Origin of the sequence: Rheinheimera soli (assembly GCF_031457405.1) — a bacterium.
GTDB classification, from domain to species: Bacteria; Pseudomonadota; Gammaproteobacteria; order Enterobacterales; family Alteromonadaceae; genus Pararheinheimera; species Pararheinheimera soli_A.
Genome location: NZ_JAVDWR010000004.1, coordinates 155,661 through 179,157, shown reverse-complemented (window position 1 = coordinate 179,157; position 23,497 = coordinate 155,661). Strand labels below are relative to the sequence as shown.

The window sequence follows — 23,497 nt, the reverse complement described above, 5'->3', positions numbered from 1 at the left end:
GGCATTTAGAAGGACACACTGATGAAATTATGGTTTGGATTTATGTTGCTGTTCAGCAGCTTTTTAGCTGCGACAGAGCTGCCTTTAGTACAAAAACAGCAGTTGGAGCTGGAAAGTTTTACCACCCAAAGCGGTGTGGTATTAAGACAGGTGAAAGCCGGTTGGGAAGCTTATGGCAAGCTTAATGCTGATAAATCCAATGTCATTTTAATTACTCATTTCTTTTCCGGCACATCCCATGCCGCAGGCAAATACCGCGCTACAGATGCAGCACCAGGCTACTGGGACAGCATTATTGGCCCCGGCAAAGCCATAGATACCAACACATTTTATGTAGTAAGTGTCGATAGTCTGGCTAATCTGAATGCCTTTTCACCTGATGTGATTACCACAGGCCCTGCCAGCATCAACCCCGACACAGGCAAGGCTTATGGCTTAACTTTTCCAATCGTTACCATTCGTGATTTTGTGGAAGTGCAAAAAGCTTTGCTGGATCAACTCGGCATTGAAAAATTGTATGCGGTGATTGGCCCTTCCATGGGTTCTTTTCAGGCTATTGAATGGGCTGTCAGTTATCCGGATAAAGTAGAGCGTTTACTGCCGGTGATAGGCACAGCTTATATCGACAGTTTCAGTGCGGTGCGGCTGGAACGCTGGGCTCAGCCTATCAAACAGGACCCGGAGTGGAATAAAGGCGCTTATCCATCAACAGAACAACCTCAAGGTTTAACACGAGCTTTGGCTTATGTGATTCAGGACGCCCTGCACCCGGATTTATTTAACCAAAGCTACCCGGCGCCTGCTTTGGATAAAGCCATTCATCAGGATATTCAAAACGAATTACCTGCCTGGGATCAGTTGATGAAAGCGGCTACACAACGTTCAGCTCAAATGGATGCCAATTCGTTGCTGTACCTGGTCAGGGCTTCGCAGTTATGGCGCGCTGGTATGGGCGACAACTGGCAGCAAAAGCTGAAAAGCGTAAAAGCCAAAACCCTCTGGTTACCGGCCACAGGGGATTTATTGCTGACTCCGGCTATGGCAAAACAAAGCAAAGACCAGATGCCCAATGCGTTGTATGAAGAAATTTCCGGTCAGGCCGGGCATTTAGACGGGCTATTAAATATTCAGAGTAAAGCAGAACAAATCCGGCTGTTTTTAGCGCAGTAATTCTTCCATCACTATTTCTATCCACCCTGTTGAGGTTTGCCTTCCTCTGGTTCAGCTAAAGCTTATGCTTTAGCTGTTTTTTTCCGTGCAGAACTGGCCAGGATCTTGTTGCTCCGCTGAAACTACGCTCACCTCTGGATGGCACAGTTATTTGTTGCTGAAGAAGGAAAAACAATCTAATTTAGAGGCTTACAATGACAGAGCCAGTCAATAACAGGTAGCCAAAAGGGAATCGCGTGCCAGCTGGCAGAACCAGGCAAAGCGTGCCAGCGCAATATACAAATGTTAGAAGTCTCACGGAAGATCAGAGGAACACGATGTACTCTACGAAAGTATTGCTGCTTGCTGCTAAAGTTTCTTTCATTCATATGACTTGGCTTGTCTCAATTATCGGTGTGCCAATGCTCTACTTTGACAAAGATCTTCAATTAAGCGAAAAAGTTGGCTTGTTTGCATTTTTTCTTGTTTTTCTGTGGCTTATATACTTTCTGACGAACGTGTTATTTCATAGGCTTAGTTTAAGAAAGCCAGAAGCTCTCGAAGCCTTCTTGAGCAAAGATGAAGCTGCCAGGGGTAAGGAACTTGGCACACATTTGGAAGGCTGGTAATGGTAGAAACTTATAACAAGTTGCTTGATTTCGTTCCGGCCACAAACAGCGTGGCCTCCACTGGACTGCCTACGCTGCGGCAGCCAATTAGCAAAACCTTATGTGAATGTCTGAGTATTTAACTAAGATGGAATTAATCAAGCCTTGCTCGAGCCATATCGAAAATTTAATGAAATGGTTTTCTTGTGAACAAGAACTCAAAGATTGGACTGGGCCTAACTTTAGGTATCCTTACGATTTAGCTTCATTTAGTGCTGATCTTAATTTGGATTCATTGAAGGCATTCTCGCTCGTAGATGATAAATCCAATCTGTTAGCATTTGGTCAATATTATCTACGGTTAAATAGGTGCCATTTGGCTCGGCTGGCAGTAAACCCCAGTTGTCGAGGAAAAGGGATCGCCAAAGAATTAATGATGAGGCTTAGTGAAGTAGGTACTGCTGAATTAAAAGTTAATGCTTGTTCTCTATTTGTTCTAAAGCACAATAAATCTGCAATCAAAGCTTACGAAAAATTTGGGTTCTCAGAGAGTGATTATCCTGATAAGTTACCGATAGATAATTGTATATATATGATTAAACGTTAAATTCACATAACAAAGGCCAGTCAGCAACGGCCGTTGCTGGCAGCGTTATATTTTCACGGAGGAAGGCTTTGCGTCATATCATAATTACTCTAACGTTAATTTCACTTGCTGGCTGCGCAGCTGCACTCGTTCCATATACAAGCGATCCAAAGCAAAAAATAGCGGATGCTTATTGGCTATTTGATGAACAGTCAAGGGCGTTACCTGCCGAAAAGCTTATCCATGAAGCGATAGCTATATATCAAGAAAATAACAATAAAGCTGGACTGGCAGAAGGCTATACAGCATATGCTATATTTCTGCGCTCGGGTGCTGTTTCAAGGTACCGAGACAATTATGAAGATAACGGCTTTATTGATAAGTCTGTTACTTATCAAAACAGATTTTTTAAATCTATGGAGTATCTGCGTAAATCTGAGAGTATTTATCAACTCTTGGGTGAATACGATGACCTAACAAATACTTATCTCCATATGGCTTTTACCTCAATGGCCGCAGATGACAAGATAAATGCATGTAAGTATTACGATAAAAGCCTAGAGGCTAATGTAACTTTTATGAGCCGGAATCCTGATGCAAAAATATCTTTGGCTGGTTACAAATCTTATAAAGATTATATTAAACCTCTAAAAGTGGAGGCCGAGTGTTCAGCGTAATAAAATATAACAAGGCCAGCCAACAACGCCCACAAAAAAAGTGGGCTGGACTCACTTCGCTCGCCGTTGCTGGCAGCGTTATGTGCCAACCCAGCTACGAAGTAGCCAAGGAGTTTAGAAATTGCTAACTGCATTCTTATCGTTTCTGGGCGTTGTCATCGGTGCATCACTCCAGTATTTCTTTACCCGACATATTGAAAGTCAGCGTCATCTGCGAGATTTACGGTCAAAAGCTTACATGGACTATTTGAAATGTGTCTGTGAGCAGGCTCAGTTCCGGCCCAAAATTGGAACGCAAGAGCAAAAGGAACTGTTCTCCCGAACAGGGGACGCAAAAGCAAGGATCTGTCTGTACGGTTCAAAACAAGCCGTTGCTGCGTTCTCTCGATTTGAGGAATTAGGTGCGTCAATGGGTTCCAAAGAGCAGCGTGATGCTTTTACAAATATGGTCTCTATCATGCGCACTGACTCTGGCAGCGAAGTGTGCGCAAATAATATTGAGCTTCAAAATGTTTTACTTGGTGTCCATGAGTAAGCACATAACAAGCAAATTTTGTCGCCAGCAAACAGGCGCTGGCTGCGACGTCAACACACTGCACAGCTTTCCGCGCTAAATTTGGGCGTTAGACCGGTACTCTTTTCAGTCAGCTGTTTAGGAATCTTTTAACATGGAAAATTTCGTTTTAGGTTCAGCATCGTCGTTGTTCGCTGCATTTATAATTTATGCTTCGCGGAATACATTGAGCAAATGGTGGCATCTTTTGCTAGCTAAAAACTATCCCAGAATCTCCGGCAGATATCGCTTCGATTTTAAGCTAAGAGAAGGTAGTTACGTTTTTGGAGTAGTACATGCCACATTGCATAGTTGAACATTCATCATCATTAAACAGTGAAATTCTAGTGCCGCTGGTCTTTTCAGGAGCTTTGAAGTCAGAGCTATTTGAAGCTGATGGCATGGATATAAAAGTGAGAGCAATTGCCTATCAAAGTTATCTGACAGGGCTGGAAAAATCTGATTTTGTGCATGTTGTTTTGAAAATCCTCTCGGGTAGAACGCCTGAGCAGAAAAAAATGCTTTCAAAATCAGTCTTATCTGCACTTCAAAAGCTTGAGCTGCAAAACTGCTCATTAACAGTCGAGGTGATGGATATTGATCGCAGCAGTTATTCAAAAAGTGTAAGTTAAACATAACAAGGCGTGCCTGTCGCGACTTTTGGCGACAGGAATTCAAAGCTGCTGACACATTTTTCCGCCCCTGTGCTTTGTGCCAGGCCTTACAATTTTCACTGGGCCATGTATATGAACCTTGAAAACGAAATATTGAATACCGCCATAGCACTTGCCAGGAAGGCCGGATTAACTCTTCTGGAATCTAATGGCGATGTGCAGGTTCTGTCGAAGAAAGGTGACAATAGCAATATTGTTACCGCAGCTGATGCTGCGTCTGAGGCAATTATTGTGCATGGGGTCCGTCAAAAGTATCCTGATCATTCCATCATTGCGGAAGAAACTGGCTGTGATCTGCGGGGATCCGAATTCACCTGGGTTATAGATCCGCTGGACGGAACCTCAAATTATGCGGCCGGAATCCCCTGGTTTGGTGTACTGATAGCCGTGCTGCAAGGTAAAAAACCAGTGGCAGCCGTCATTCATATTCCGTCAACAGGAGATGTCTATTCGGCGCAAGCTGGACGTGGCGCTTTTAAGAATGACGAACCTATTTTTGTGGCTCACAACGATATGCTGGCAGATGTTCTTTGGGCTTACGGCATGGATGGTGGATCTACAGACGAGGAGGCAGAACGAAATACATACCTTCTGTCCAAACTGCTTCGCCGCGTAAGAAATATCCGGGCGACCAACAGCCTGATGGACCCTGCTTACACAGCGGAAGGTCGTCTTGGCGGCATGCTGAATCAAAGCACACGGCTTTGGGATATCGCCGCCCCCATGCTCATAGTCCAAGAAGCTGGAGGGCTCTATACAGATCTGACCGGACAGCAACTCGACTTAGACATATCTGAATCGGCTGCAGACAAAGAATACGCAGTACTCGCAGGTGCGCCTCAATTGCATAGCGAGGTTGCAGCCCTTGTGCGGGAAACCCGCCTTCACTGCAAAACCGATCATGCTGGCGGCGTTATAAGCTTTTATTAATTTAAGGGACCTATGGCAGTTTTAGACATTATAACGGCACCCGATCCGAGGCTTAAAGTAAAAGCACGACCTGTCACAAACATCGGTGCAGTTCAATTATTTATTGAAGATATGCTCGAAACAATGTACTCAACAAGTAACGGCATTGGTCTGGCCGCGCCACAAGTTGGCAGAAAAGAAGCAATAGTTGTTATTGATATTTCTGAAAACAGAGACGAGCCTTTAGTGCTTATAAATCCAGAAATTGTCAGTGGCGACAATAAAGCTATAGGGCAAGAAGGTTGTTTATCAGTACCTGATTATTACGCGGATGTAGAGCGATATACTTCGGTTGTTGTTTCTGCTTTAGATAGACAGGGGCAAGCGATAAAAATTGAAAATAATGATTTCCTTGCGATCGTCATGCAACATGAAATTGACCACTTGGCAGGGAATCTGTTTATCGATCATTTGTCTCCCTTAAAGCGGCAAATAGCACTAAAAAAATTGAAAAAACATGCCAATCTGGGCACAAAACAACGCTTATAACAAGCGCTGTCACACACGGCCAATGCGTGGCCTGGATCTCAACCGCAGCGCGGGTTTTGCTGCGTGCGTCAGAACTCAAAGGAAAATCTGTGCAAAACATTAAAGTTGGCCTGATAGGTGAGCGTGATGATACTGTTCCTGCGCATCAAGGTATCCCTCTTTCACTGCATGGAGCAGCAAAATCATTAGGTGTTTCTATTGCTTTTGAATGGCTTCCAACCGACCAGATCCTCAGTGTTGATTCACTTAGCGGATTCAATGGTATCTGGTGTGTGCCTGCTACGCCTTATCGAAGCATGGACGGCGCACTTCGTGCGATTCAATACGCCAGAGAAAAACAGCTGCCTTTCCTTGGTACATGTGGCGGGTTTCAGCACGCTATCATCGAGTATGCCCGCAATGTTCTTGGCTGGGCCAACGCCGATCATGCGGAATCATCTCCGGACACAACACTCCCGGTAATTTCACCACTTGCCTGCTCACTGGTTGAAACCACCGAAAAAGTAACTATTTTCCAGGGCAGTAACCTTGCCGAAATTTACGGCACCCTTGAAATAGTTGAAGGATATCGTTGCCGGTATGGACTGAATCCAGAATTCAGCCAAGCGCTTCTGAAAGGTCCCTTGAGGGGCGCTGCCGATGACTCGACTGGTGAGATACGTGCTGTAGAACTCAGCGGGCATCCTTTTTTCTTTGCCACTCTTTTCCAGCCGGAACGAGCTGCACTGAAGGGGACAGTATCACCTTTGGTTACAGCCTTTGTTCAGGCATGTATAGAATGAGTTCTGACAATCGCTATCAAAAATGGATACTTTCCCCTTCATTGAAGTCCTGGTGTTCAAACCGAACATAGAGAGAAAATAGACAATTTAATCAAATGATGAACTCTCAGGCTTTGTATGCTCTCTTTATCTGGTTGCGGTTAAAATCTGTGTTTTAGCTGCTTTTTCTAAACCGATTAAGTCTTGCCGCTTGTGTGTCATTCCTGTATAAATTTTACTTAAATACCGCTGATCGCATTCGCATGCTCAACGTATATCTGTAAATGACCTTGTACAGCAGCGTACCTGCGTTCCACTTTTTCCACTACAAACCGCACTGAGGTGAACCATGACTTTGGTTAGAAAACTTGTTTTTGCTTTTGCTGCTATTGTGGCTTTGGTCACTTTATCTACCTTAATTACCTTAAATCAGCTGACTAAAATGCAGCAAGCTGTAGAGCTGAATAACCATACCTTTGAAGTGATCCGCACTACCAACAGATTGTCAGAAGCTTTAGTGAACGTGGAAACGGGTCAGCGCGGTTTTGTGATTACCGGTGATGACAGTTCATTGCAACCTTACCATCTGGGTAAAGCTGAAGCCGAAAAAGATATAAAAGAACTGCTACAAAAAACCGCTGATAATCCGTTACAACAGCAAAGCTTAAAAACCATTCAGAGCCTGTATAACGATTGGCTGACAAAAGCCATTGACCCCAGTATTAGCCAGATGAAAGCTGCAGGCACTGATGCTGCAGCTCGCTTGGCAGTGCGCGAGTTTGAACGCCAGGGTATAGGTCGGGACTATATGGATAAACTTCGTCTGCAAATGGACACTTTGCAGCAACGTGAACGTGAGTTGCTGGACAGCAGAAGCAAGGATGCAGCAGAAGCCAAAAGTTTTGTTTTCGCGACATCAATTACCGGCGGTTTGGTTATTTTAGTGTTCAGCGTTCTGATCGCCTTGTATTTAAAAAGTACCTTACAAAGCCGTCTGCAAGTGGCCAAAGATTTAGTCTCTTCGGTGGCCAGCGGCAAATTAAATAACCAGATTGACAGCAGTGGTGGCGATGAAGTGGCGGCATTGCTGCAGGCTTTGGGCAAAATGCAAACTCAGTTGCATCAGTTGATGAGCCAAATCAAATCTGCAGCTGCAGAGTTAAGCGGTGCAAGCTCAACCGTTGCCAGCACCACAGAACAACTGTCGGCTTCTGCAGAAGAACAATCACGGGCCTCTTCATCCATAGCTGCTGCAGTGGAAGAATTAAGTGTCAGTATCGATTCTGTTTCAGCCAATGCCAGCGAAGCTCAGACCATTGCAGGTAAATCAGGCCAGCAGGCGCAACAAAGCAGCAAAGTAATTAACGACACAGTGGCCAGTATGGAACGTATTGCCCAGGTCGTGCGCTCAGCTTCAGGCCGTATTGAGGAACTGGGTAAACAGTCCGAGCAAATATCTTCTATTGTCAATGTGATCAAAGGTATAGCTGATCAAACCAACTTATTGGCACTCAATGCAGCTATTGAGGCAGCACGGGCTGGTGAACAAGGCCGTGGTTTTGCGGTGGTCGCAGACGAAGTGCGTTTACTGGCGCAGCGCACCACTCAGTCCACTACTGAAATTTCCGGCATGATTGACGTCATACTGAACGGAACTGTTGATGCAGTAGGCCAGATGAGTACGGGTGTGGAACAGGTGAATATGGGGGTTGAACTGGCGGGCCAGGCAGGTCAGGCTATTGATATTATCCAGCGCAGTTTCCAGCAGGTGGTCAGCGTGATTGAGTCTATTTCACAGTCGTTACACGAGCAAAACTCAGCCAGTAACGAAGTGGCAGGCCATATTGAACGTATTGCCACTATGTCAGCGCAAAACAGTGAAGCCACCCGTCATAACAGCGAAGTGGCACATGAACTTCGCACTTTATCTAACGGGCTGAACAACGCTGTGGCCCGTTTTACTTTGTAAAACGGAACTGTCAGGCTCAGAGTGAATGACTCTGGGCCTGAAACAACACCAAATGATCCAGCTCCAGCTTAATACCAATGCGGCTTTGCAATTGATGATTATGGTGGCTCGGTGCTAAACAATACACCTGCTCTGCACCTTCTAATTCCAGACTATACAAAATATGCGAACCCCGAAACGACTTCCCTACCACTTTGGCGGTAAAACCACTTTCGTCGTCATGCACTATATCGTCCGGCCTGACCAACAGATCCACAGTTGCACCCGATGTAAATTCCGATTCTGTTTGGGTAAATATACCTAAAGCTGTGCACACCTGACCATCCGCCAGCACTTCGCCTTTTAACAAAGCGCCGTGGCCAACAAAGTCAGCGACAAACCTGTTAGCAGGCTGATGGTACAACTCGTAGGCACTGCCCCACTGCTGTAGTTTGCCATGTTGCATCACGCCTATCTGATCAGCCATGGCAAAAGCTTCAAACTGATCATGAGTCACCATTAAAGCACTGATGCCACGCTGTTTGATAATGCCACGAATATCCTGTGCCAAAGCTTCACGTAAGTCGGCATCCAGGCCGGAAAAAGGCTCATCCAGCAGCAAGACTTCAGGTTCTGGCGCTAATGCCCGGGCTAACGCCACCCGCTGCTGCTGACCACCAGAGAGCTGATGCACATAACGCTCACCTAAAGTGGGCAAACCGACCAAAGCCAACAGATCAGCCACTATTTGTTGTTGCTGTGCTTTTGGTTTTTTCTTTACACCAAAAGCTATATTTTGCGCCACAGTCAGGTGTGGAAAGAGCGCGAAATCCTGAAATACCATACCAATACGGCGCTGTTCGGGATTGATCAACTGGTCAGGTTTTGACAGAGCCACACCGGCCAACAGAACAGAGCCTGTTTGCACAGGTTCAAAACCCGCAATAGCACGTAATAAACTGGTTTTACCGCAGCCGGATGGCCCTAACAAACAGCCTATCTGGCCTTGTTGCAAAGTTAAGCTGACATCTTTGACCACAGTGGCCGGGCCATAAGCTATTGAAAGCTGTTGTAATACCAGCGTCATTGGGCACCTCTGTTTGAACGATCCAAAGCACGGGACAGCAGGATCACCGGAATTAAACCTATCAGTACTATGGCAAGGGCTGGCAAAGCCGCGTCGGCCAGCCGCTCGTCTGAAGCCAGCTCGTAAGTACGTACCGACAAGGTATTAAAGTTAAAAGGCCGCAGCAATAAAGTGGCGGGCAACTCTTTTAATACATCAACAAACACCAGCAATAAAGCACTGAGTACCGACGCGCGCAATAACGGCAGGTGAACACGTTTTAACACCCCAACCGGGCTTTCGCCTAAACTGCGGGCGGCGTTGTCCATTGAAGGCGTAATTTGCATCAGACCAGCCTCCACACTATGCAAAGCCACAGCAATAAAACGTACCGTATAAGCCAGCACCAGCGCCACTAAAGTGCCGGACAACAATAAACCAGTACGAATGCCAAATTGCTTTTCGGCCCATAAATCTATCGAGTTATCCACAGCCGCCAGCGGCAACATCACACCTATAGCTATCACTGTGCCCGGCAAGGCGTAACCCATAGAAGCAATACGTACAGGTAAGGCCAAGGACCAGTGGCCAGATAATCGTTTGGCATAAGCAAAACACAAAGCCAGACTGGCAGTGACCAGCGCTGTTAAGGCCGCCAAAGAAAAACTATTGATAAGAAGCTGAATAAAGTCAGGCGAGAACAACTGATTTAACCTGTCACTGGCCCAGCCCAGCAGCTGCAACCCAGGCAAGACAAAACCCAACAGCACAGGCAATAAACACAGCAACAACAAAGCTAATCCAGCCACACCTGTCAGCGGCTGACGAGTGGGTTCCTGCTGCTTTTGGCCTTGCTGATAAAACTTCAGTTTGCGTCTGGACCACTGCTCCAGATAGAGCAGCAACAACACAAAACTACACAACAGCGCCGACAATTGCGCCGCCCCTAACTGATTGCCCATACCAAACCAGGTGCGGAAAATACCAGTAGTAAAAGTGGTGACGCCAAAATACTGCACTGTGCCATAGTCGGCCAGAGCTTCCATCATCGCCAGCGCAGCTCCGGTTAATATGGCTGGGCGAGCCACAGGCAAAGCTACTTTCCAGAAATGCTGACGTGGAGTTAAACCTAAAGTGCGGCTGGCTTCAAGTAATGAGCCGGATTGCTGGCGAAAGGCAGTACGGGCCAGCATATAAACATAAGGATAAAGCACCAGCGACAGCATCAGAATAGCGCCGGGCAAAGAGCGGATTTCAGGGAAATAATAATCGCCGTACGACCAGTCAAACCACAACCGCAGCTGGCTTTGCACAGGCCCGGCAAAATCCAGTAAACCGGTATAACTGTACGCCATGATATATGCCGGAATAGCCATAGGCAGCAGCAATAACCACTGCACTACAGAGCGCCCGACAAACTGATAACGCGCCACAGTCCAGGCCATTAAAGTGCCGATGCCAGCGCTCAGCACACCCACACCCAAAGCCAATAGCAAAGAGTTAGTGACATAATCGGCCAGCACAGTATCAAACAAGTGTGCCCATAGTTCGGGCTGAGGAGTGAGCAAAGACCCAAGCACCACCAGCACGGGCACAGCCAATAGCAAGGCAAAAACTGTTACAGTCCGGCTAAACAACGGGCTCGTCAAACGAAAGGTGTCCTTCTCAAAAAAACGCGACTCTAAGAAAACGCAGGGGCGACCTTGATGGTCGCCCTTCTATAGCTATAACACTGAATACGCGGGGGAATTATTTCCAGCCAGCTTTGTCCATTACGGTGATAGCTTTGGCGTTCAATTCGCCTAAGGTCGACAATTGTAACTGGTCTGCCTTAAATTGCCCAAAAGATTCAAGTCGTTGGCTCCATTTTACGCCCTGCACTACAGGATACTCGTGGTTCACTTCTGCGTACCAGCTCTGAGCTTCAGGTTTTATCATATATTCCAGCAGTTTAACCGCTTCGGCTTTGTTAGGCGCATATTTAGCCACACCAGCGCCTGAGATATTGATATGAGCGCCACGGTCCTGCTGATTTGGCCAGAATACCTTCACAGCTTCAGCTGCAGCTTTGTCACCCGCCTCATCAAACATGCCACCTAAATAATAAGTGTTGGCAATGGCAATATCACAAACACCAGCAGCTGCTGCTTTGATCTGATCGCGGTCACCGCCTTTAGGTGGCTGAGCGAAGTTTTTGACAAAACCATTGGCCCAGGCCTGAGTTTTTTCTTCACCTAACTGAGCTAATAAAGAGGCAACCATCGATTGGTTATAAATATGATCAGAAGAGCGGATGCAAATTTTTCCTTTCCATTTTGGATCAGCCAAATCTTCAACTGTGCTTAACTGCTCTGGTTTTATTTTTCCCGGCACATAGATCACAGGGCGCGCGCGCATAGTTAAACCAAACCACTGCTGCTGTGGATCGCGTAAGCTGGCTGGAATAGCGTCGGTCAGTACTTTAGAATCCACCGCCTGCAATAAGCCCTGAGTTTCAGCACGGTATAGACGGCCTACGTCCGTACTGATCAACAAATCGGCCGGGCTGTTACGGCCTTCACTTTGCATCCGGCTGATCAGTTCATCCGGTTTACCGGTGATCAGGTTTACTTTAATGCCGGTTTCTTTGCTGAATTTATCCAGCATTGGCTTGATCAGTTCTTCCTGACGGCCAGAATACACATTCACTTCTGCTGCCTGAGCCAAAGCAGCTGCAGACAAAGCCACTGCAACTAAAGATTTTTGCCACAATTTCATCGGATACTCCGTTGAGGTTCACTGAAAGTTGCCGCAGTATAGCCACAAACAAGAACTATTCTCAAATAACAAAAGCAATTTTGCTGCAAATTGTCGCTTTAAAAGGTTAAAGCGTGGTCACTGGATCCGACATGTATACGTGGGGTTACAAAGAGCGGACTTTAAGCAGACACAGCTTGTAACATTAATTGTTAAAAGTTGAGCTGTGATTTGTTGCTGATGCAGGAAAACTATTCTAATTTAGGCGCTTCAGCTGGCAAGGCCAGACAAACTGCTGTTATTTATCATTCATCCGGAGCTGGTATGGCACCTGAAATACAAGCCAAATTTGCCACCTATCCTTTAGAGGCTCAAAGGCAGCTTGAATATGTTCGCGGCCTGATTTTTACTGTCGCAGCAGAAAATGCCCTGGGTACAGTGGAAGAAACTCTGAAATGGGGAGAAGCCAGCTACCTGGTCAAAGGTGGCAGCACAATCCGAATAGACTGGAAAGCAAAAAACCCGGCTGTGATCCACATCTATTTTCATTGCCAAACCAGCCTGGTTGAAACCTTCAGAGAGATATACCGGGATGAATTTAGCTATGAAGGAAACAGAGCACTAGTGCTGCCGTTAAATACGGCTATAAAGCAGGGGCCATTAAGCCATTGCCTGCAGTTGGCATTAAAATACCATAGCCTGAAACACCTTCCTCTCCTTGGGGCCTGATCAGGTAAAAAGCTATCACAATCAGCATTACAACAAGCCATCAGCGCTGAATTCGCAACAAGTTGCCCGCATTTGATGGCTGGGTTGGTTATTCAGGACAAAACACATTGAGTACATGGAAAAACAAAACTGAACTGGCAAACCCAATTGGATTTTGGTTATGCATAGGTGTTGCTACAGGCTCCGGATTAGGTGTCGCTGTCGGACATTTCGCCTTAGGTATAGGTGCTGGCATACTGGCAGGCGTTGTTATTGGTGTTTTGCAAAAGAAAAAACAGAACTGCACCGATACTGATAACTAATTAACCAACATAACCCCTTTTGTTTGGCCATACAGGACCTGAGAAATGAAAAAATACATGGTTATTGAGAAGTTTAAACCCGGTTGTATTGAGGCTAATTATCAAAGATATAACAGCCTGGGTCGTATGTTCCCTGAGGGCTTGCATTATCTGAATTCCTGGGTCAATAAAGAGCTGAATGTCTGCTACCAACTGATGGAGTCCAATGACAGTGAGCTTTTTTATCAGTGGTTTAAGAAATGGGACGACTTTGTTGATTTTGAATTAGTGCCGCTCGATTAATTCAGATCCCGGAAGTGATCCAACCCAAGCTGCTGCAGGCAGGGTTATGAAAACCAGCCAGATATTGGAGAATGTTGTTGAAAGACATTGGTAGTTCTATTTTGTTTTTGTCCGCTATTGTTGTTGGTGTTTCTTTGGCTTCTCAGGCCGGTGTGAATGCTCAATTAAGAACAGCTTTAGCCTCCCCTGTACAAGCTGCATTTCTGTCATTCCTGATCGGCACACTGGTGCTGGGTGCCATTATTCTGATCCAAAACGATAACTGGTTTTCTCCGGCAGAAGCACTCAACATTCCATGGTGGGCCTGGCTAGGTGGCTTTTTTGGTGCCTTTAATATTGTCATGTCCATTTATCTTGCACCAAAAGTGGGGGCTGTAGCACTGGCAATCTCAGTCGTCTGTGGTCAGGTTATAGCCTCAATTTTTTACGATCAACAGGGTTTGCTTGGCTATCCTAAAATTGAAATCTCAACCAACCGCATTATAGGTGCAGTGTTTTTAATTATTGGGGTCATTATGGTGTCGAAAAAATAGCGTGTTGCACATAGATCCGATCCGGCTCTGTGTGCCAGCTGAGTACGATTTTCATTGCTGTTGAAAACCCTGCTGCAGCGAAACATTTGGTTCAATCCGTTTTTGCTAAAGTTGAATGTCTGGAAATGCTCCCTGATTCTGGTCGAATTCCGGCAGAGCTTGAACATCTTAACTATCGTGAAGTACTAGCTAATCCTTACCTCATTTTTTATAAACACCTTGGTGAAAAAGTCTTTGTTTTGTATGTTATGTGTGAAGAGCGGGATTTACGTAAGTTTATGTTGAATAGCAAAAACGACTAACAAACACCATCGCGGGCTCTATAAATACCACACAGCATGCAGTCGTTGTGGCAACAATTACTCAGGCCGCAACTTCAGCACCAGCCGATATACATCCTGCGCTTGCTGATTGGGTAGTGCTGCCAGTGTGACTGTGCCATTGGCCTGTAAATTCAAAAGCATATCTGCATCATGGATCTCCCGGAAGCTAATGTACAAGTTGCAAATGGTTCAGGCTTGCGTCTACCAGCGCCAGCAATAGCTGCTGTGGCTTTTTTAAAATACGTATTGCAGCTATACAGGGATTCTCACTCCCCAACAATTCTTGTTCAATGCACAGCAGAAAGTTCCGAACCACCTGCTGGCTTCTGGCTAAGTCCAGATTGAGCGCTTCCGGGTGTCTTGTCATCTGGCGCTGTAATATGCTGAACGAGGTAGCTGAAAGCAGCTCAATTTTGTGGTACAAAAAACGCATTCTTACCCGCTGTTGCATCCGGCCGCGGCAATACCTGTGCCCAGCGCCCGTGCCTGTCCGGCCCACTCTGCCGCCTGCACTACTTCTTTCCAGGTACAAGGCAGATACTGCAGCTCAACCCGCCCACCAGTCAAATCCACCTCACTGGCCACATCTTCCATCAGGAAGATGGTGTTACGGATCATCAGGTGATGCTGCAGCAGATTGCTGCATGGAGGCTAAGCCGCAGCTCACTAAAAAAGAAGAACTGCGGCTTGTTGCCAAAGAAGGAAACCTGTTTTAATTTAGACTCTTAAGACGGCAAGAGCACAACACTAGTAAGCTGCCCGCACAACATACAAATGTCAGGCACATCTAAGGGCTGATTAGCAATGAACCAAAGCGACACTAAATCCCAGTTCAAAGAAAAACTGTGTAAACCTGCCACCCCGGGTGGTGATACTCAGTGGGCTTTTGTAGTTCTGCCTAAAAGCGCAAGCGCAAAGCTTCCCAGACGAGGAAGAACTACGGTAAAAGGTTCAGTCAACGGTCATAGCTTTCAGGCCACGCTTGAGCCGGATGGCCAGTTGAGTCATTGGTTGCGGCTAAACGAGGAACTACTCGAAACCGCAGGCCTGAACACAGGCGACATTGTTAGCATTGAAATTATGGCTGTGGAGGCAGAACCTGAACCTGAAATTCCAGCCGATCTGCATGAAGCCTTGCAGGCGGCTCCAGAGGCTCGGGCCGTTTGGGACAACACAACCACCATAGCGCGCCTGGACTGGATACATTGGATTACTTCAGCCAGGCAGTCTAAAACCCGGATCAAGCGGATCATTAATGCCTGCGACATGCTTGCGTCAGGCAAAAGCAGGGTTTGTTGTTTTGATCCATCAGGCTATTACAGTAAAGCCTTCAGCGCCCCCAAACCGGCTGATTAAGTAAACTTTTGTTTGAATTCGGATCGGGTAAGAATAAAGAGCTGGATCTGTGTTATCAGCTTATGGAATCCAATGACAGTGAGCTTTTTTATCAGTGGTTTAAAAAATGGGACGACTTTGTTGATTTTGAATTAGTGCCGCTCGATTAATTCAGGGGTTGAAACTAACTCAGGCCTTAACTCCAGCACCAGCCGATATAAATCCTGAGCTTGCTGATTGGGTAGTGCTGCCAGTGTGACTGTGCCATTGGCCGTACTGAATTTCACCTGCACCAGCTGTTGCCGGCGAAAAAACAAGGATTGCAGCAGCTGTACTTTTTGTACTTGCTGCAGCGGCAGTACCTGCCAGAACTGACCAAGGCCACCATGCCACAAGTACAACACCTGATCCTGCACACAGAATCCATGCCAACGACGGTAGGCCCACAGATCGGCCAACAGCCAAAGTACTGCAACCAACAGCACCAGAGCGCCCGTACTGAAAGCAACCACTTCAGTTTGCCACAGAACTACACACAGCAGACTAAGTAATACAGCAATGATGCCCCTGATCAGCAACAAGCGTTGGAAATAAGCGGGCACATAACGCTGTAAAGGGAGTCGCTGGATCTCAGACAGCGCTAAAAGCTGTTGCGCCTTTAATTGCTGATTAATGTCCTCACCGGTTTGCCCTAACAATATAAACTTACTTCTCTGTACCTGAGCATTGGTAAAACCATGGAAAATAAGTGAAAAATGACCAAAAATCCGCGCCAGCCACGGCTGGTTAACAGTCATCATCTGCACCCGTTTTGCATGGATCCGTTGGGATTTTTTTAATACAACGCCCTGGGTCAATTGCAGTTGTCGCTCATCACGTAAAAAACGCTGTGGATAGAGCCAAATCAAGGTCATCAGCAGCAACACCAAGCCAACCATCAGCAATACGCTCAGGCTTGCCGCTAGTTGCAGCGCAAAACTTTGCTGCAACCCTGACTCTTGCAGCACTTCACGGCCTTGTGCAAATAAGTGGTCAAACAACTTACCATCCAGCTGCGACTGCGCCGCTCCTAAAACTGCCACTAAGGGCAACCACAAATGTTTGTTGTATAAAGTAGCGAGCCAAACCCGCACAAATGGCGTCGAAGGCAATTCCTGCTCAAGCTGCACACCACCCTGCAACAAAACCAGTTGCTCTGACGTCACGCCGGTCAGATAAAACTCTTGTTGTTGGCTGCCAGCACTATCAAGACTAACAGTAAATAACCGCAACGGCCGGAAGTAGAAGGGTTGCTGAACTTGCAGCTCCTGAATGCGTGATTTTGCCAATAGCAGATGTTCTTTTTGCAGCACGCCGCGCCGTAACTCTACGCCCTGGGTTGACACCCGAAACAGGGTGTAGCGCCAGTTCAACAAAGCACTGCCAAGAACCAACAGAATCACCCCTGTAATCCAATAGGGAGCATAAGCCTGAAAGTTGCTACTGAAAGACAAATAAGCGCCACCAATGATCACACCAATCCATTGCACCACGGCTTTTACCAGCAGCGGCAACAGTGCCCAAACAGAGCTGCGCTGCCAATCTTCAGATAGTACCTGCTGTGCTGGTATCTCAGTGTCCGGCATCACTATCTCCACGCGGGATCAACAAACTAAGCTGCTCACTCAGCACCTGTGCTACGGCATAGTCAATATCAGCCAGCGCAGCTTCCGCTTCCATGCCACCGGCTGTATAGACTTTGAGAGTGGCCAGCCCAAAGCGTTTTTGCAGTGGCCCCTGGCTAATAGTGACATGTTGCACTCTATGCAAAGGGATCAGCACAGCTTTGCGCCAGAGCACGCCGGATTGCAGCAGAAAATCCTGAGTACGGAGTAAAAATCTGCTGTGCCTGATTTCCAGGGGTAACCAGAACCAACTGGTCAGAAAAAATAATGCGGTTAGAGCCCAACAGAGTGGAAACAGCCAAGATGCCCAGTCTGAGCCCCACCACCACTGCCCAATAAGCAATACGGCCACCACCACCAGCAAAGTCAGCAGCCAGTTGCAACGTCTTTTGATTAAAGCCTGCGCTGGTAACAACAACCACTGGTCGGGTAATGGGCCGGACAAGCACTGGTCGTGCAGAAATCCGGTATCAAGCAACTGATTGCTCATGGCAAAGCCTCCTGATTTTCAAAACGCCAGCATAACGCAAAGGCGTCAAGCAAGGCTAATCCCGGTTCTGACTAAATTTAAGTTTACATATGGAAAAACACATATAAACTAGTGCATATGGTTTTCCATATATACGAATTTCAATCATGCTACTTGAGCCTGTCACCTTTTTTAAAGCCTTATCAGACGAAACCAGATTACGTTGTTTGCTGCTTATTCAGCAGGAACAAGAGCTTTGTGTGTGCGAGCTGGTGGCTGCTTTAGCCGATAACCAGCCCAAAATATCCCGTCATTTAGCCCAGTTGCGCCGCGATGGCATTCTGCTCGACCGCAAACAAGGCTTGTGGGTCTATTACCGTTTAAATCCACAATTACCAGACTGGGCTCTGTTGTGTCTGCAACAGACAGCAGCCGCAAATTCTGGTTGGCTGGCATTAAACCAGCAACAACTTTGTCAGATGGGTGACAGGCCAGAGCGGCAAAAAGGCTGTTGTTAACTCAAACTACAGCATCAAAACGGAGCGACGTGAATGGGATTATTTGAACGCTATTTATCGGTTTGGGTTGGGCTTTGTATTCTGTTGGGTGTGGCTTTGGGCTCACTGATCCCAGAGCTGTTTAATGCCGTCGCCGCTTTAGAATATGCCAATGTAAATCTGGTGATAGCCCTGTTTATCTGGGTAATGATTTACCCCATGATGGTGCAAATTGATTTTTCTGCCATCAAACAAGTGGGCCGCGAACCTAAAGGTTTAGTGCTGACTTTAGTCATAAACTGGCTGATTAAACCTTTTAGCATGGCCTTACTTGGCTGGTTATTTTTCCGCGTGTTATTTGCTGACTGGGTGGATGCTCAAACGGCCACTGAATATATAGCGGGTATGATTTTACTTGGTGTTGCGCCCTGCACCGCCATGGTGTTTGTCTGGAGCCAACTGACCAAAGGGGATGCCAACTACACCTTAGTGCAAGTGTCGGTGAACGATCTGATCATGGTGTTTGCTTTTGCTCCTATTACGGCGCTGCTGTTGGGCGTATCAGATATCAGCGTGCCTTGGCCCACCTTAGTGTTATCTGTACTTCTGTATGTGGTACTGCCTTTAGTGGCAGGTGTATTGACCCGAAAAAAACTGCAACAAAACCTCAATACAGATGCTTTGCCGCAATTTTTGGCTCGTATTAAACCCTGGTCTGTACTGGGTTTACTGGCCACAGTAGTGCTGCTGTTTGGTTTACAGGCGCCGACTATTTTAAGCCAACCTGTCGCTATAGTGCTGATAGCTATACCGCTGTTGCTGCAAACTTACGGCATTTTTGCTTTAAGTTATTACAGTGCCTGTCGGCTGAAATTGCCTCACAACATAGCTGCACCAGCCAGCATGATAGGCGCTTCTAACTTTTTTGAACTGGCGGTTGCTGTGGCTATTTCCTTATTTGGCCTGCACTCAGGTGCTGCTTTAGCCACAGTGGTTGGTGTGCTGGTGGAAGTGCCAGTGATGTTATCTCTGGTGTGGTATGCCAATAAAACCCGCCGTTATTTTCCAAATTCAGACTTATCGAAGGACACTCAAGCATGACACACCCATTTGATTTATTACCGCTGGCCCAAGGCGGCGGCATCATCTTTACACCTTGCCCTGGTACTAAAGGCGTGGATTTAGCCAGCTCAGTACAGCAATTAAAAGCAGCTGGTACCCAGGTGCTATTGACCCTGATGCCAACAACTGAAATGCAACTGAATAATGCAGAACAACTGCCAGAGCTTTGTGCAGAGGCTGGCATTCAGTGGTTTCAACTGCCTATTGCCGATGATCATGCGCCAGAGCAAGACTTTCAGCAGAACTGGCCAGCAGCCTCCGCAGTGGTACTGCCGCTGTTACACGCAGGTGGCACAGTGGCTATTCATTGCAAAGGGGGTTCGGGCCGTACTGGTTTAGTTGCTGCTCAGCTGTTGCTGGAACTGGGTTATAGCAAAGCTGAAACATTGGCTTTAGTGCAGGCTTTGCGGCCTTACGCACTGACCTTAGCCCCCCATCAGGCGTATTTTCAAAGCCTTGCCGAATAATCGGCCTAAACGAATTTTTAGCGGAGACAAACAAGATGCAAAAAATTAAAGTTGGTATTAATGGCTTTGGCCGTATTGGTCGTTTGGCGTTACGTGCTTCTTTTGACTGGCCTGAATTTGAGTTTGTGCAAATCAACGACCCGGCCGGTGATGCCGCTACTTTTGCCCATTTACTGAATTTCGACTCAGTGCATGGTCGCTGGTTAAATCAGGCTGAATCTGAAGCTAATACAGTCATGATCAAAGGCCAGCGTATTGCAGTCACGCACAATAAAGCTATTGCAGACACCGATTGGTCGGGTTGCGATATAGTCATTGAATGTTCGGGCAAAATGAAAAACTCAGCCCAGCTGCAGGGCTATTTAGATCAAGGCGTAAAACGTGTTGTCGTCAGCGCTCCAGTCAAAGAAGCAGGCGTATTAAACGTGGTGATGGGTGTCAATCATCATCTGTTTAATGCTCTGACACATAAGATAGTCACAGCGGCCAGCTGCACCACCAACTGCCTGGCTCCTGTGGTGAAAGTGATCCACGAAAAGCTGGGTATTAAACACGGCTCTATCACCACTATTCACGACTTAACTAATACCCAGTCTATTCTGGACACACCGCATAAGGATTTACGCCGCGCCCGCGCTTGTGGCAGCAGCTTAATCCCAACCACCACAGGTTCAGCCACTGCTATTACTGAAATATTCCCTGAACTCAAAGGCCGCTTAAATGGTCATGCAGTGCGGGTACCTTTGGCCAATGCCTCACTTACCGACTGCGTCTTTGAAGTAGAACGTGCCACCACTGCTGAAGAAGTAAACGCCTTATTAAAAGCAGCTTCTGAACAGGAATTAAAAGATATTCTGGGTTATGAAGAACGGCCTCTGGTCTCTGTTGACTATAAAACCGACCCACGTTCCAGCATTATCGATGCGTTGTCGACTATGGTGATTAACGGCACCCAGGTAAAAATTTATGCCTGGTACGATAACGAATGGGGCTACGCTAACCGCACTGTGGAACTAGCAAAACTAGTTGGTTTATCCGACAAAGCTTAAACAAGGGTACTTGGGTTCTTAGCAAATAGGAAAAGTAAAATGCAGACGGCACTGAAGCAATATATGGTTGTCACAGGCAACTACTGGGCTTTTACCCTGACAGACGGCGCTTTGCGTATGCTGGTGCTGCTGCATTTTTATAAACTTGGTTACAGCCCTTTAGAAATTGCCTCGTTATTTGTGTTTTACGAGCTGTTTGGTGTGATCACTAACCTCTTTGGTGGCTGGCTGGGCGCTCGTATTGGTTTGAATAAAACCATGAATATAGGGCTGTTTTTACAAATAGCAGCGCTGTCGATGTTATTGGTTCCTGCAGAGTGGTTAATAGTACCCTGGGTAATGGCCGCTCAGGCGATGTCTGGTGTCGCCAAAGATTTAAATAAAATGAGCGCCAAAAGCTCAATTAAATTATTGGTGCCGCAGGACTCCCAAAGCAAACTTTATCAATGGGTTGCAGTGCTGACAGGTTCGAAAAATGCACTAAAAGGGGTTGGCTTTTTTATCGGCGGCTTTTTATTAACTCAATTAGGTTTTCAGGGCGCTGTAGCTGTGATGGCTGCTGCTTTAGCTTTGGTTTGGTTGCTAAGTTTAGTGCTGTTGAAAAAGGACTTAGGTAAAAGCAGTTACAAACCGAAATTTAAAGACATGCTGTCGAAAAGTGGCCCTATTAATTTGTTATCCGCCGCCCGGTTATTTTTATTTGGCGCGCGGGATTTATGGTTTGTTATAGCGCTGCCGCTGTTTTTAGCTCAGCAACTGGCCTGGAGCCAACAGGCCATAGGCACTTTTCTGGCCTTGTGGATTATTGGTTATGGAGTGGTGCAAAGCATGGCGCCATTCATTACAGGTAAAAAAGCAGGCAAAGTACCGGGCCGTTGGGCTGCTGTGGGCTGGGCTTTTGGGCTTTGTCTGATTCCAGCTGTGCTGGCGAAATTATTGCCCTTGCCTTTCCCAACTGAAACCTTGTTAGTGTCAGTACTGCTGCTATTTGGTGCTGTATTTGCCATCAACTCATCGCTTCACAGCTATCTGATTGTCAGCTATGCCAAATCTGATGGCGTATCGCTGGATGTTGGTTTTTATTATATGGCCAACGCCATGGGCCGCTTAATTGGCACTCTGTTGTCGGGCTACTTGTATCAAACCCAAGGCTTAGAAGCCTGCCTGTATTGGTCCAGCGGCTTTATTCTGGCAACTGTGCTGTTGTCCTGCTTTTTGCCTAAGGCGAAAGCTGAACAGAAAAACAATGATGCCATTTAGCCAAAGCTGGCACGCACATCAGCTATGGTGATAAAAAGCTTATGTTCAGCATCCTCAAAGGAGCGAAAGCCATACTTTTGATAAAAACCTTTGGCTCCGTCTTTTGCATCCACAATAATGACAGGGAAACCTACTGCATCACTGGCTTGCAGTAGTTTTTTAAGTGCGTCAATCAACAACCACTCACCTAATTTCTGACCTTTGTATCTTTCATCCACTGCAAGCCGTGCTATCAGGCCACCCGATGTTGCAGAATGGTGCTTTTTCTGCAGTGCCGCCGGAAGACTCTGCATATCTACCGGAGTCATGCTCAGGGTATAAAAACCGACAATGTGTTGGGAATTGGTTTTATCTTCAAGCACAAAAGTACGGGTATTGTCTTTTTTACTTTGCTGGCTTGCCATGACTTTTAAGTAATTGTTTAAAGCATCGATGCCACAATTAAATCGATTTCTGTCGTGTTTCGATTTATCCAGCAACAGGCTTTGCATTATTGAACTTTGCCTTCATAACGGGCAAATGCAGCCGCCAGATGAGTATGAACACTAGCCGGGTTATCAAGCGCTTCCATCAACAGTAAGGCGTCGCGTTCGGAAAGCTTCAGCTTTTGCTCACGCTCAATAATTTGTTTGGCTTTCTCAACTGCTGCGCTCAGCACAAAAGAATTTATGCTTGATACTCCTGTGATAGCCGCAGCTTTAGCTAGCAAGTTTTGGGTTTCACTATCAACTCTTGCTGTAATACGAGGTGGTGTAGTCGCCATTATTTAATCTCCCGTGCCAAAGTGGCACTTTGATAAATTATCTGCCTCTCCTGATGAAAGATCAAGCGGCGTGTCAAAGTGGCACCTTGTATGACAGAATCTACATAATTAGCGGAAACATTGCGCTCTTTCTACGTCGACCAATGACCAGGCTAAGAGGCCGTCATCGCACTGGTGATCACCTGTTGCAGATCCTGCAGTGGCAGCGGGTCTTTATCTTTAAAATTAATACAGCCTTTGCCACATTTGATACCTGGGTGTTTTTGCTGAAACTGCAGTAAATGCTCAGGCGAGCAGGTATACAGGGAAACATAACCTTTTTGGTTGGCCACAGCCACCCAACCTTGTTGCCACTGGTAAGTGGGCATGCTATACAACAAGCTTTCCTGCGCGTCCGGATAGAGCCGCTTGATTTCAGTGATCAGCACCTCCAGCCTGAGCCTGCGCTGTTCAGGTAAAGCGGCCAGATAATCAGCCAGGTCCATA

The 23,497-nt window shown here is 46.6% G+C and carries 31 protein-coding genes; 22 read left to right on the top strand and 9 right to left on the bottom strand.

Annotated elements, in window-relative coordinates:
• Positions 1-21: 21 nt before the first annotated feature.
• The 10 genes from J2W69_RS08890 (at position 22) to J2W69_RS08845 (ending at position 8,435) form a co-directional block, all read left to right on the top strand.
• A complete protein-coding gene (locus J2W69_RS08890; protein ID WP_310276939.1) occupies positions 22-1,170 on the top strand; it encodes an E22 family MetX-like putative esterase in 1,149 nt (382 codons plus the stop codon).
• Positions 1,171-1,487: 317 nt separating this feature from the next.
• Positions 1,488-1,778 (top strand): hypothetical protein, encoded by a 291-nt coding sequence (locus J2W69_RS08885; RefSeq protein WP_310276935.1) that lies wholly within the window; start codon positions 1,488-1,490, stop codon positions 1,776-1,778.
• Between the two features lie 127 nt (positions 1,779-1,905).
• A complete protein-coding gene (locus tag J2W69_RS08880) occupies positions 1,906-2,364 on the top strand; it encodes a GNAT family N-acetyltransferase (RefSeq protein ID WP_310276933.1) in 459 nt (152 codons plus the stop codon).
• Between the two features lie 68 nt (positions 2,365-2,432).
• Entirely contained in the window at positions 2,433-3,020 is a 588-nt protein-coding gene (locus J2W69_RS08875; RefSeq protein ID WP_310276929.1) for a hypothetical protein, read from the top strand.
• Positions 3,021-3,141: 121 nt separating this feature from the next.
• Positions 3,142-3,555 carry a hypothetical protein gene (locus J2W69_RS08870; RefSeq protein WP_310276927.1) on the top strand — a complete coding sequence of 138 codons (414 nt, stop codon included), beginning with the start codon at positions 3,142-3,144 and terminating at the stop codon, positions 3,553-3,555.
• 314 nt (positions 3,556-3,869) lie between these two features.
• The gene (locus J2W69_RS08865) at positions 3,870-4,205 is read left to right on the top strand and encodes a 5-carboxymethyl-2-hydroxymuconate Delta-isomerase (RefSeq protein WP_310276924.1); all 336 of its coding nucleotides are present in this window, start codon (positions 3,870-3,872) and stop codon (positions 4,203-4,205) included.
• Between the two features lie 114 nt (positions 4,206-4,319).
• Positions 4,320-5,177 (top strand): inositol monophosphatase family protein, encoded by an 858-nt coding sequence (locus tag J2W69_RS08860; protein ID WP_310276920.1) that lies wholly within the window; start codon positions 4,320-4,322, stop codon positions 5,175-5,177.
• Between the two features lie 12 nt (positions 5,178-5,189).
• On the top strand, positions 5,190-5,705 hold the full coding sequence (gene def / locus J2W69_RS08855) for a peptide deformylase (RefSeq protein WP_310276917.1): 516 nt from the start codon (positions 5,190-5,192) through the stop codon (positions 5,703-5,705).
• A gap of 89 nt (positions 5,706-5,794) precedes the next feature.
• Entirely contained in the window at positions 5,795-6,487 is a 693-nt protein-coding gene (locus J2W69_RS08850; protein WP_310276914.1) for a CTP synthase C-terminal region-related (seleno)protein, read from the top strand.
• Positions 6,488-6,815: 328 nt separating this feature from the next.
• Entirely contained in the window at positions 6,816-8,435 is a 1,620-nt protein-coding gene (locus J2W69_RS08845) for a methyl-accepting chemotaxis protein (protein WP_310276911.1), read from the top strand.
• Positions 8,436-8,451: 16 nt separating this feature from the next.
• On the opposite strand, the gene J2W69_RS08840 is transcribed toward J2W69_RS08845, so the two are convergent.
• From J2W69_RS08840 to J2W69_RS08830, 3 genes are all read right to left on the bottom strand, one after another.
• Positions 8,452-9,501, bottom strand: coding sequence for an ABC transporter ATP-binding protein (locus J2W69_RS08840; protein ID WP_310276909.1), 1,050 nt, complete (start codon positions 9,499-9,501; stop codon positions 8,452-8,454).
• Positions 9,498-11,129 carry an ABC transporter permease gene (locus J2W69_RS08835; protein WP_310276906.1) on the bottom strand — a complete coding sequence of 544 codons (1,632 nt, stop codon included), beginning with the start codon at positions 11,127-11,129 and terminating at the stop codon, positions 9,498-9,500. Before J2W69_RS08835 ends, J2W69_RS08840 begins: the two co-directional genes overlap by 4 nt.
• A gap of 100 nt (positions 11,130-11,229) precedes the next feature.
• Entirely contained in the window at positions 11,230-12,237 is a 1,008-nt protein-coding gene (locus J2W69_RS08830) for a Fe(3+) ABC transporter substrate-binding protein (RefSeq protein WP_310276904.1), read from the bottom strand.
• Between the two features lie 303 nt (positions 12,238-12,540).
• On the opposite strand from J2W69_RS08830, the gene J2W69_RS08825 reads away from it, so the two are divergent.
• From J2W69_RS08825 to J2W69_RS08805, 5 genes are all read left to right on the top strand, one after another.
• Positions 12,541-12,945 carry a DUF1801 domain-containing protein gene (locus J2W69_RS08825; protein ID WP_310276901.1) on the top strand — a complete coding sequence of 135 codons (405 nt, stop codon included), beginning with the start codon at positions 12,541-12,543 and terminating at the stop codon, positions 12,943-12,945.
• 107 nt (positions 12,946-13,052) lie between these two features.
• Positions 13,053-13,247, top strand: coding sequence for a hypothetical protein (locus tag J2W69_RS08820; protein ID WP_310276898.1), 195 nt, complete (start codon positions 13,053-13,055; stop codon positions 13,245-13,247).
• 45 nt (positions 13,248-13,292) lie between these two features.
• Positions 13,293-13,529, top strand: a complete 237-nt coding sequence (locus J2W69_RS08815) for a DUF3303 domain-containing protein (RefSeq protein ID WP_310276894.1) — start codon at positions 13,293-13,295, stop codon at positions 13,527-13,529.
• 77 nt (positions 13,530-13,606) lie between these two features.
• On the top strand, positions 13,607-14,062 hold the full coding sequence (locus J2W69_RS08810) for a DMT family transporter (protein ID WP_310276891.1): 456 nt from the start codon (positions 13,607-13,609) through the stop codon (positions 14,060-14,062).
• A gap of 29 nt (positions 14,063-14,091) precedes the next feature.
• Positions 14,092-14,364 (top strand): type II toxin-antitoxin system RelE/ParE family toxin, encoded by a 273-nt coding sequence (locus J2W69_RS08805; protein ID WP_310276888.1) that lies wholly within the window; start codon positions 14,092-14,094, stop codon positions 14,362-14,364.
• A 456-nt stretch (positions 14,365-14,820) separates the two neighbouring features.
• Here J2W69_RS08805 and J2W69_RS08800 read toward each other — a convergent pair whose 3' ends face one another.
• Entirely contained in the window at positions 14,821-15,003 is a 183-nt protein-coding gene (locus tag J2W69_RS08800) for a hypothetical protein (protein WP_310276885.1), read from the bottom strand.
• A gap of 186 nt (positions 15,004-15,189) precedes the next feature.
• Between J2W69_RS08800 and J2W69_RS08795 the strand changes: the two genes are divergently transcribed.
• Positions 15,190-15,741, top strand: coding sequence for a YdeI/OmpD-associated family protein (locus tag J2W69_RS08795; protein WP_310276882.1), 552 nt, complete (start codon positions 15,190-15,192; stop codon positions 15,739-15,741).
• 62 nt (positions 15,742-15,803) lie between these two features.
• Complete coding sequence (locus J2W69_RS20635) at positions 15,804-15,890, top strand: DUF3303 family protein (protein WP_405047879.1); 87 nt, start codon at positions 15,804-15,806, stop codon at positions 15,888-15,890.
• Here the strand turns inward: J2W69_RS20635 and J2W69_RS08790 are convergent.
• Together J2W69_RS08790 and J2W69_RS08785 are read right to left on the bottom strand one after the other, a co-directional pair.
• Positions 15,873-17,345, bottom strand: coding sequence for a PH domain-containing protein (locus J2W69_RS08790; protein WP_310276879.1), 1,473 nt, complete (start codon positions 17,343-17,345; stop codon positions 15,873-15,875). The genes J2W69_RS20635 and J2W69_RS08790 overlap by 18 nt on opposite strands.
• The gene (locus J2W69_RS08785) at positions 17,332-17,874 is read right to left on the bottom strand and encodes a PH domain-containing protein (RefSeq protein ID WP_310276876.1); all 543 of its coding nucleotides are present in this window, start codon (positions 17,872-17,874) and stop codon (positions 17,332-17,334) included. The genes J2W69_RS08790 and J2W69_RS08785 overlap by 14 nt, the downstream gene beginning before the upstream one ends.
• 146 nt (positions 17,875-18,020) lie before the next feature.
• Here J2W69_RS08785 and J2W69_RS08780 point away from each other — a divergent pair, with 146 nt between their 5' ends.
• The 5 genes from J2W69_RS08780 to arsJ are packed head-to-tail and all read left to right on the top strand — an operon-like array spanning position 18,021 to position 22,248.
• A complete protein-coding gene (locus tag J2W69_RS08780; protein WP_310276873.1) occupies positions 18,021-18,371 on the top strand; it encodes a metalloregulator ArsR/SmtB family transcription factor in 351 nt (116 codons plus the stop codon).
• Between the two features lie 33 nt (positions 18,372-18,404).
• Positions 18,405-19,451, top strand: coding sequence for an ACR3 family arsenite efflux transporter (arsB, locus tag J2W69_RS08775; RefSeq protein ID WP_310276870.1), 1,047 nt, complete (start codon positions 18,405-18,407; stop codon positions 19,449-19,451).
• Entirely contained in the window at positions 19,448-19,939 is a 492-nt protein-coding gene (locus J2W69_RS08770) for a phosphatase domain-containing putative toxin (RefSeq protein ID WP_310276867.1), read from the top strand. The genes arsB and J2W69_RS08770 overlap by 4 nt, the downstream gene beginning before the upstream one ends.
• Before the next feature lie 35 nt (positions 19,940-19,974).
• Positions 19,975-20,988 carry an ArsJ-associated glyceraldehyde-3-phosphate dehydrogenase gene (locus tag J2W69_RS08765; RefSeq protein WP_310276864.1) on the top strand — a complete coding sequence of 338 codons (1,014 nt, stop codon included), beginning with the start codon at positions 19,975-19,977 and terminating at the stop codon, positions 20,986-20,988.
• A 39-nt stretch (positions 20,989-21,027) separates the two neighbouring features.
• Entirely contained in the window at positions 21,028-22,248 is a 1,221-nt protein-coding gene (gene arsJ / locus J2W69_RS08760; RefSeq protein ID WP_310276861.1) for an organoarsenical effux MFS transporter ArsJ, read from the top strand.
• Here the strand turns inward: arsJ and J2W69_RS08755 are convergent.
• The 3 genes from J2W69_RS08755 to J2W69_RS08745 all read right to left on the bottom strand — a co-directional run bounded on the left by J2W69_RS08755 (position 22,245) and on the right by J2W69_RS08745 (position 23,496).
• Positions 22,245-22,739: a GNAT family N-acetyltransferase gene (locus tag J2W69_RS08755; protein ID WP_473091923.1), complete on the bottom strand. Its 495-nt coding sequence runs from the start codon at positions 22,737-22,739 to the stop codon at positions 22,245-22,247. The two genes, arsJ and J2W69_RS08755, sit on opposite strands and share 4 nt — an antisense overlap.
• Positions 22,739-23,011 carry a type II toxin-antitoxin system TacA family antitoxin gene (locus J2W69_RS08750; RefSeq protein WP_008899898.1) on the bottom strand — a complete coding sequence of 91 codons (273 nt, stop codon included), beginning with the start codon at positions 23,009-23,011 and terminating at the stop codon, positions 22,739-22,741. Before J2W69_RS08750 ends, J2W69_RS08755 begins: the two co-directional genes overlap by 1 nt.
• 152 nt (positions 23,012-23,163) lie before the next feature.
• The gene (locus J2W69_RS08745) at positions 23,164-23,496 is read right to left on the bottom strand and encodes an iron chaperone (RefSeq protein ID WP_310276856.1); all 333 of its coding nucleotides are present in this window, start codon (positions 23,494-23,496) and stop codon (positions 23,164-23,166) included.
• Position 23,497 lies beyond the last annotated feature (1 nt).

Excerpts from the sequence above, each read along its gene's own strand:
- J2W69_RS08745 (WP_310276856.1), bottom strand. The coding sequence starts at position 23,496 with ATGGACCTGGCTGATTATCTGGCCGCTTTACCTGAACAGCGCAGGCTC.
- J2W69_RS08860 (WP_310276920.1), top strand. The coding sequence starts at position 4,320 with ATGAACCTTGAAAACGAAATATTGAATACCGCCATAGCACTTGCCAGG.
- J2W69_RS08885 (WP_310276935.1), top strand. The coding sequence starts at position 1,488 with ATGTACTCTACGAAAGTATTGCTGCTTGCTGCTAAAGTTTCTTTCATT.
- J2W69_RS08780 (WP_310276873.1), top strand. The coding sequence starts at position 18,021 with ATGCTACTTGAGCCTGTCACCTTTTTTAAAGCCTTATCAGACGAAACC.
- J2W69_RS08795 (WP_310276882.1), top strand. The coding sequence starts at position 15,190 with ATGAACCAAAGCGACACTAAATCCCAGTTCAAAGAAAAACTGTGTAAA.
- J2W69_RS08765 (WP_310276864.1), top strand. The coding sequence starts at position 19,975 with ATGCAAAAAATTAAAGTTGGTATTAATGGCTTTGGCCGTATTGGTCGT.
- J2W69_RS08845 (WP_310276911.1), top strand. The coding sequence starts at position 6,816 with ATGACTTTGGTTAGAAAACTTGTTTTTGCTTTTGCTGCTATTGTGGCT.
- J2W69_RS08785 (WP_310276876.1), bottom strand. The coding sequence starts at position 17,874 with ATGAGCAATCAGTTGCTTGATACCGGATTTCTGCACGACCAGTGCTTG.
- J2W69_RS08815 (WP_310276894.1), top strand. The coding sequence starts at position 13,293 with ATGAAAAAATACATGGTTATTGAGAAGTTTAAACCCGGTTGTATTGAG.
- J2W69_RS20635 (WP_405047879.1), top strand. The coding sequence starts at position 15,804 with ATGGAATCCAATGACAGTGAGCTTTTTTATCAGTGGTTTAAAAAATGG.
- J2W69_RS08750 (WP_008899898.1), bottom strand. The coding sequence starts at position 23,011 with ATGGCGACTACACCACCTCGTATTACAGCAAGAGTTGATAGTGAAACC.
- J2W69_RS08880 (WP_310276933.1), top strand. The coding sequence starts at position 1,906 with ATGGAATTAATCAAGCCTTGCTCGAGCCATATCGAAAATTTAATGAAA.
- J2W69_RS08825 (WP_310276901.1), top strand. The coding sequence starts at position 12,541 with ATGGCACCTGAAATACAAGCCAAATTTGCCACCTATCCTTTAGAGGCT.
- J2W69_RS08890 (WP_310276939.1), top strand. The coding sequence starts at position 22 with ATGAAATTATGGTTTGGATTTATGTTGCTGTTCAGCAGCTTTTTAGCT.
- J2W69_RS08755 (WP_473091923.1), bottom strand. The coding sequence starts at position 22,739 with ATGCAAAGCCTGTTGCTGGATAAATCGAAACACGACAGAAATCGATTT.
- arsJ (WP_310276861.1), top strand. The coding sequence starts at position 21,028 with ATGCAGACGGCACTGAAGCAATATATGGTTGTCACAGGCAACTACTGG.
- def (WP_310276917.1), top strand. The coding sequence starts at position 5,190 with ATGGCAGTTTTAGACATTATAACGGCACCCGATCCGAGGCTTAAAGTA.
- J2W69_RS08840 (WP_310276909.1), bottom strand. The coding sequence starts at position 9,501 with ATGACGCTGGTATTACAACAGCTTTCAATAGCTTATGGCCCGGCCACT.
- J2W69_RS08790 (WP_310276879.1), bottom strand. The coding sequence starts at position 17,345 with ATGCCGGACACTGAGATACCAGCACAGCAGGTACTATCTGAAGATTGG.
- J2W69_RS08830 (WP_310276904.1), bottom strand. The coding sequence starts at position 12,237 with ATGAAATTGTGGCAAAAATCTTTAGTTGCAGTGGCTTTGTCTGCAGCT.
- J2W69_RS08800 (WP_310276885.1), bottom strand. The coding sequence starts at position 15,003 with ATGATCCGTAACACCATCTTCCTGATGGAAGATGTGGCCAGTGAGGTG.
- J2W69_RS08770 (WP_310276867.1), top strand. The coding sequence starts at position 19,448 with ATGACACACCCATTTGATTTATTACCGCTGGCCCAAGGCGGCGGCATC.
- J2W69_RS08865 (WP_310276924.1), top strand. The coding sequence starts at position 3,870 with ATGCCACATTGCATAGTTGAACATTCATCATCATTAAACAGTGAAATT.
- arsB (WP_310276870.1), top strand. The coding sequence starts at position 18,405 with ATGGGATTATTTGAACGCTATTTATCGGTTTGGGTTGGGCTTTGTATT.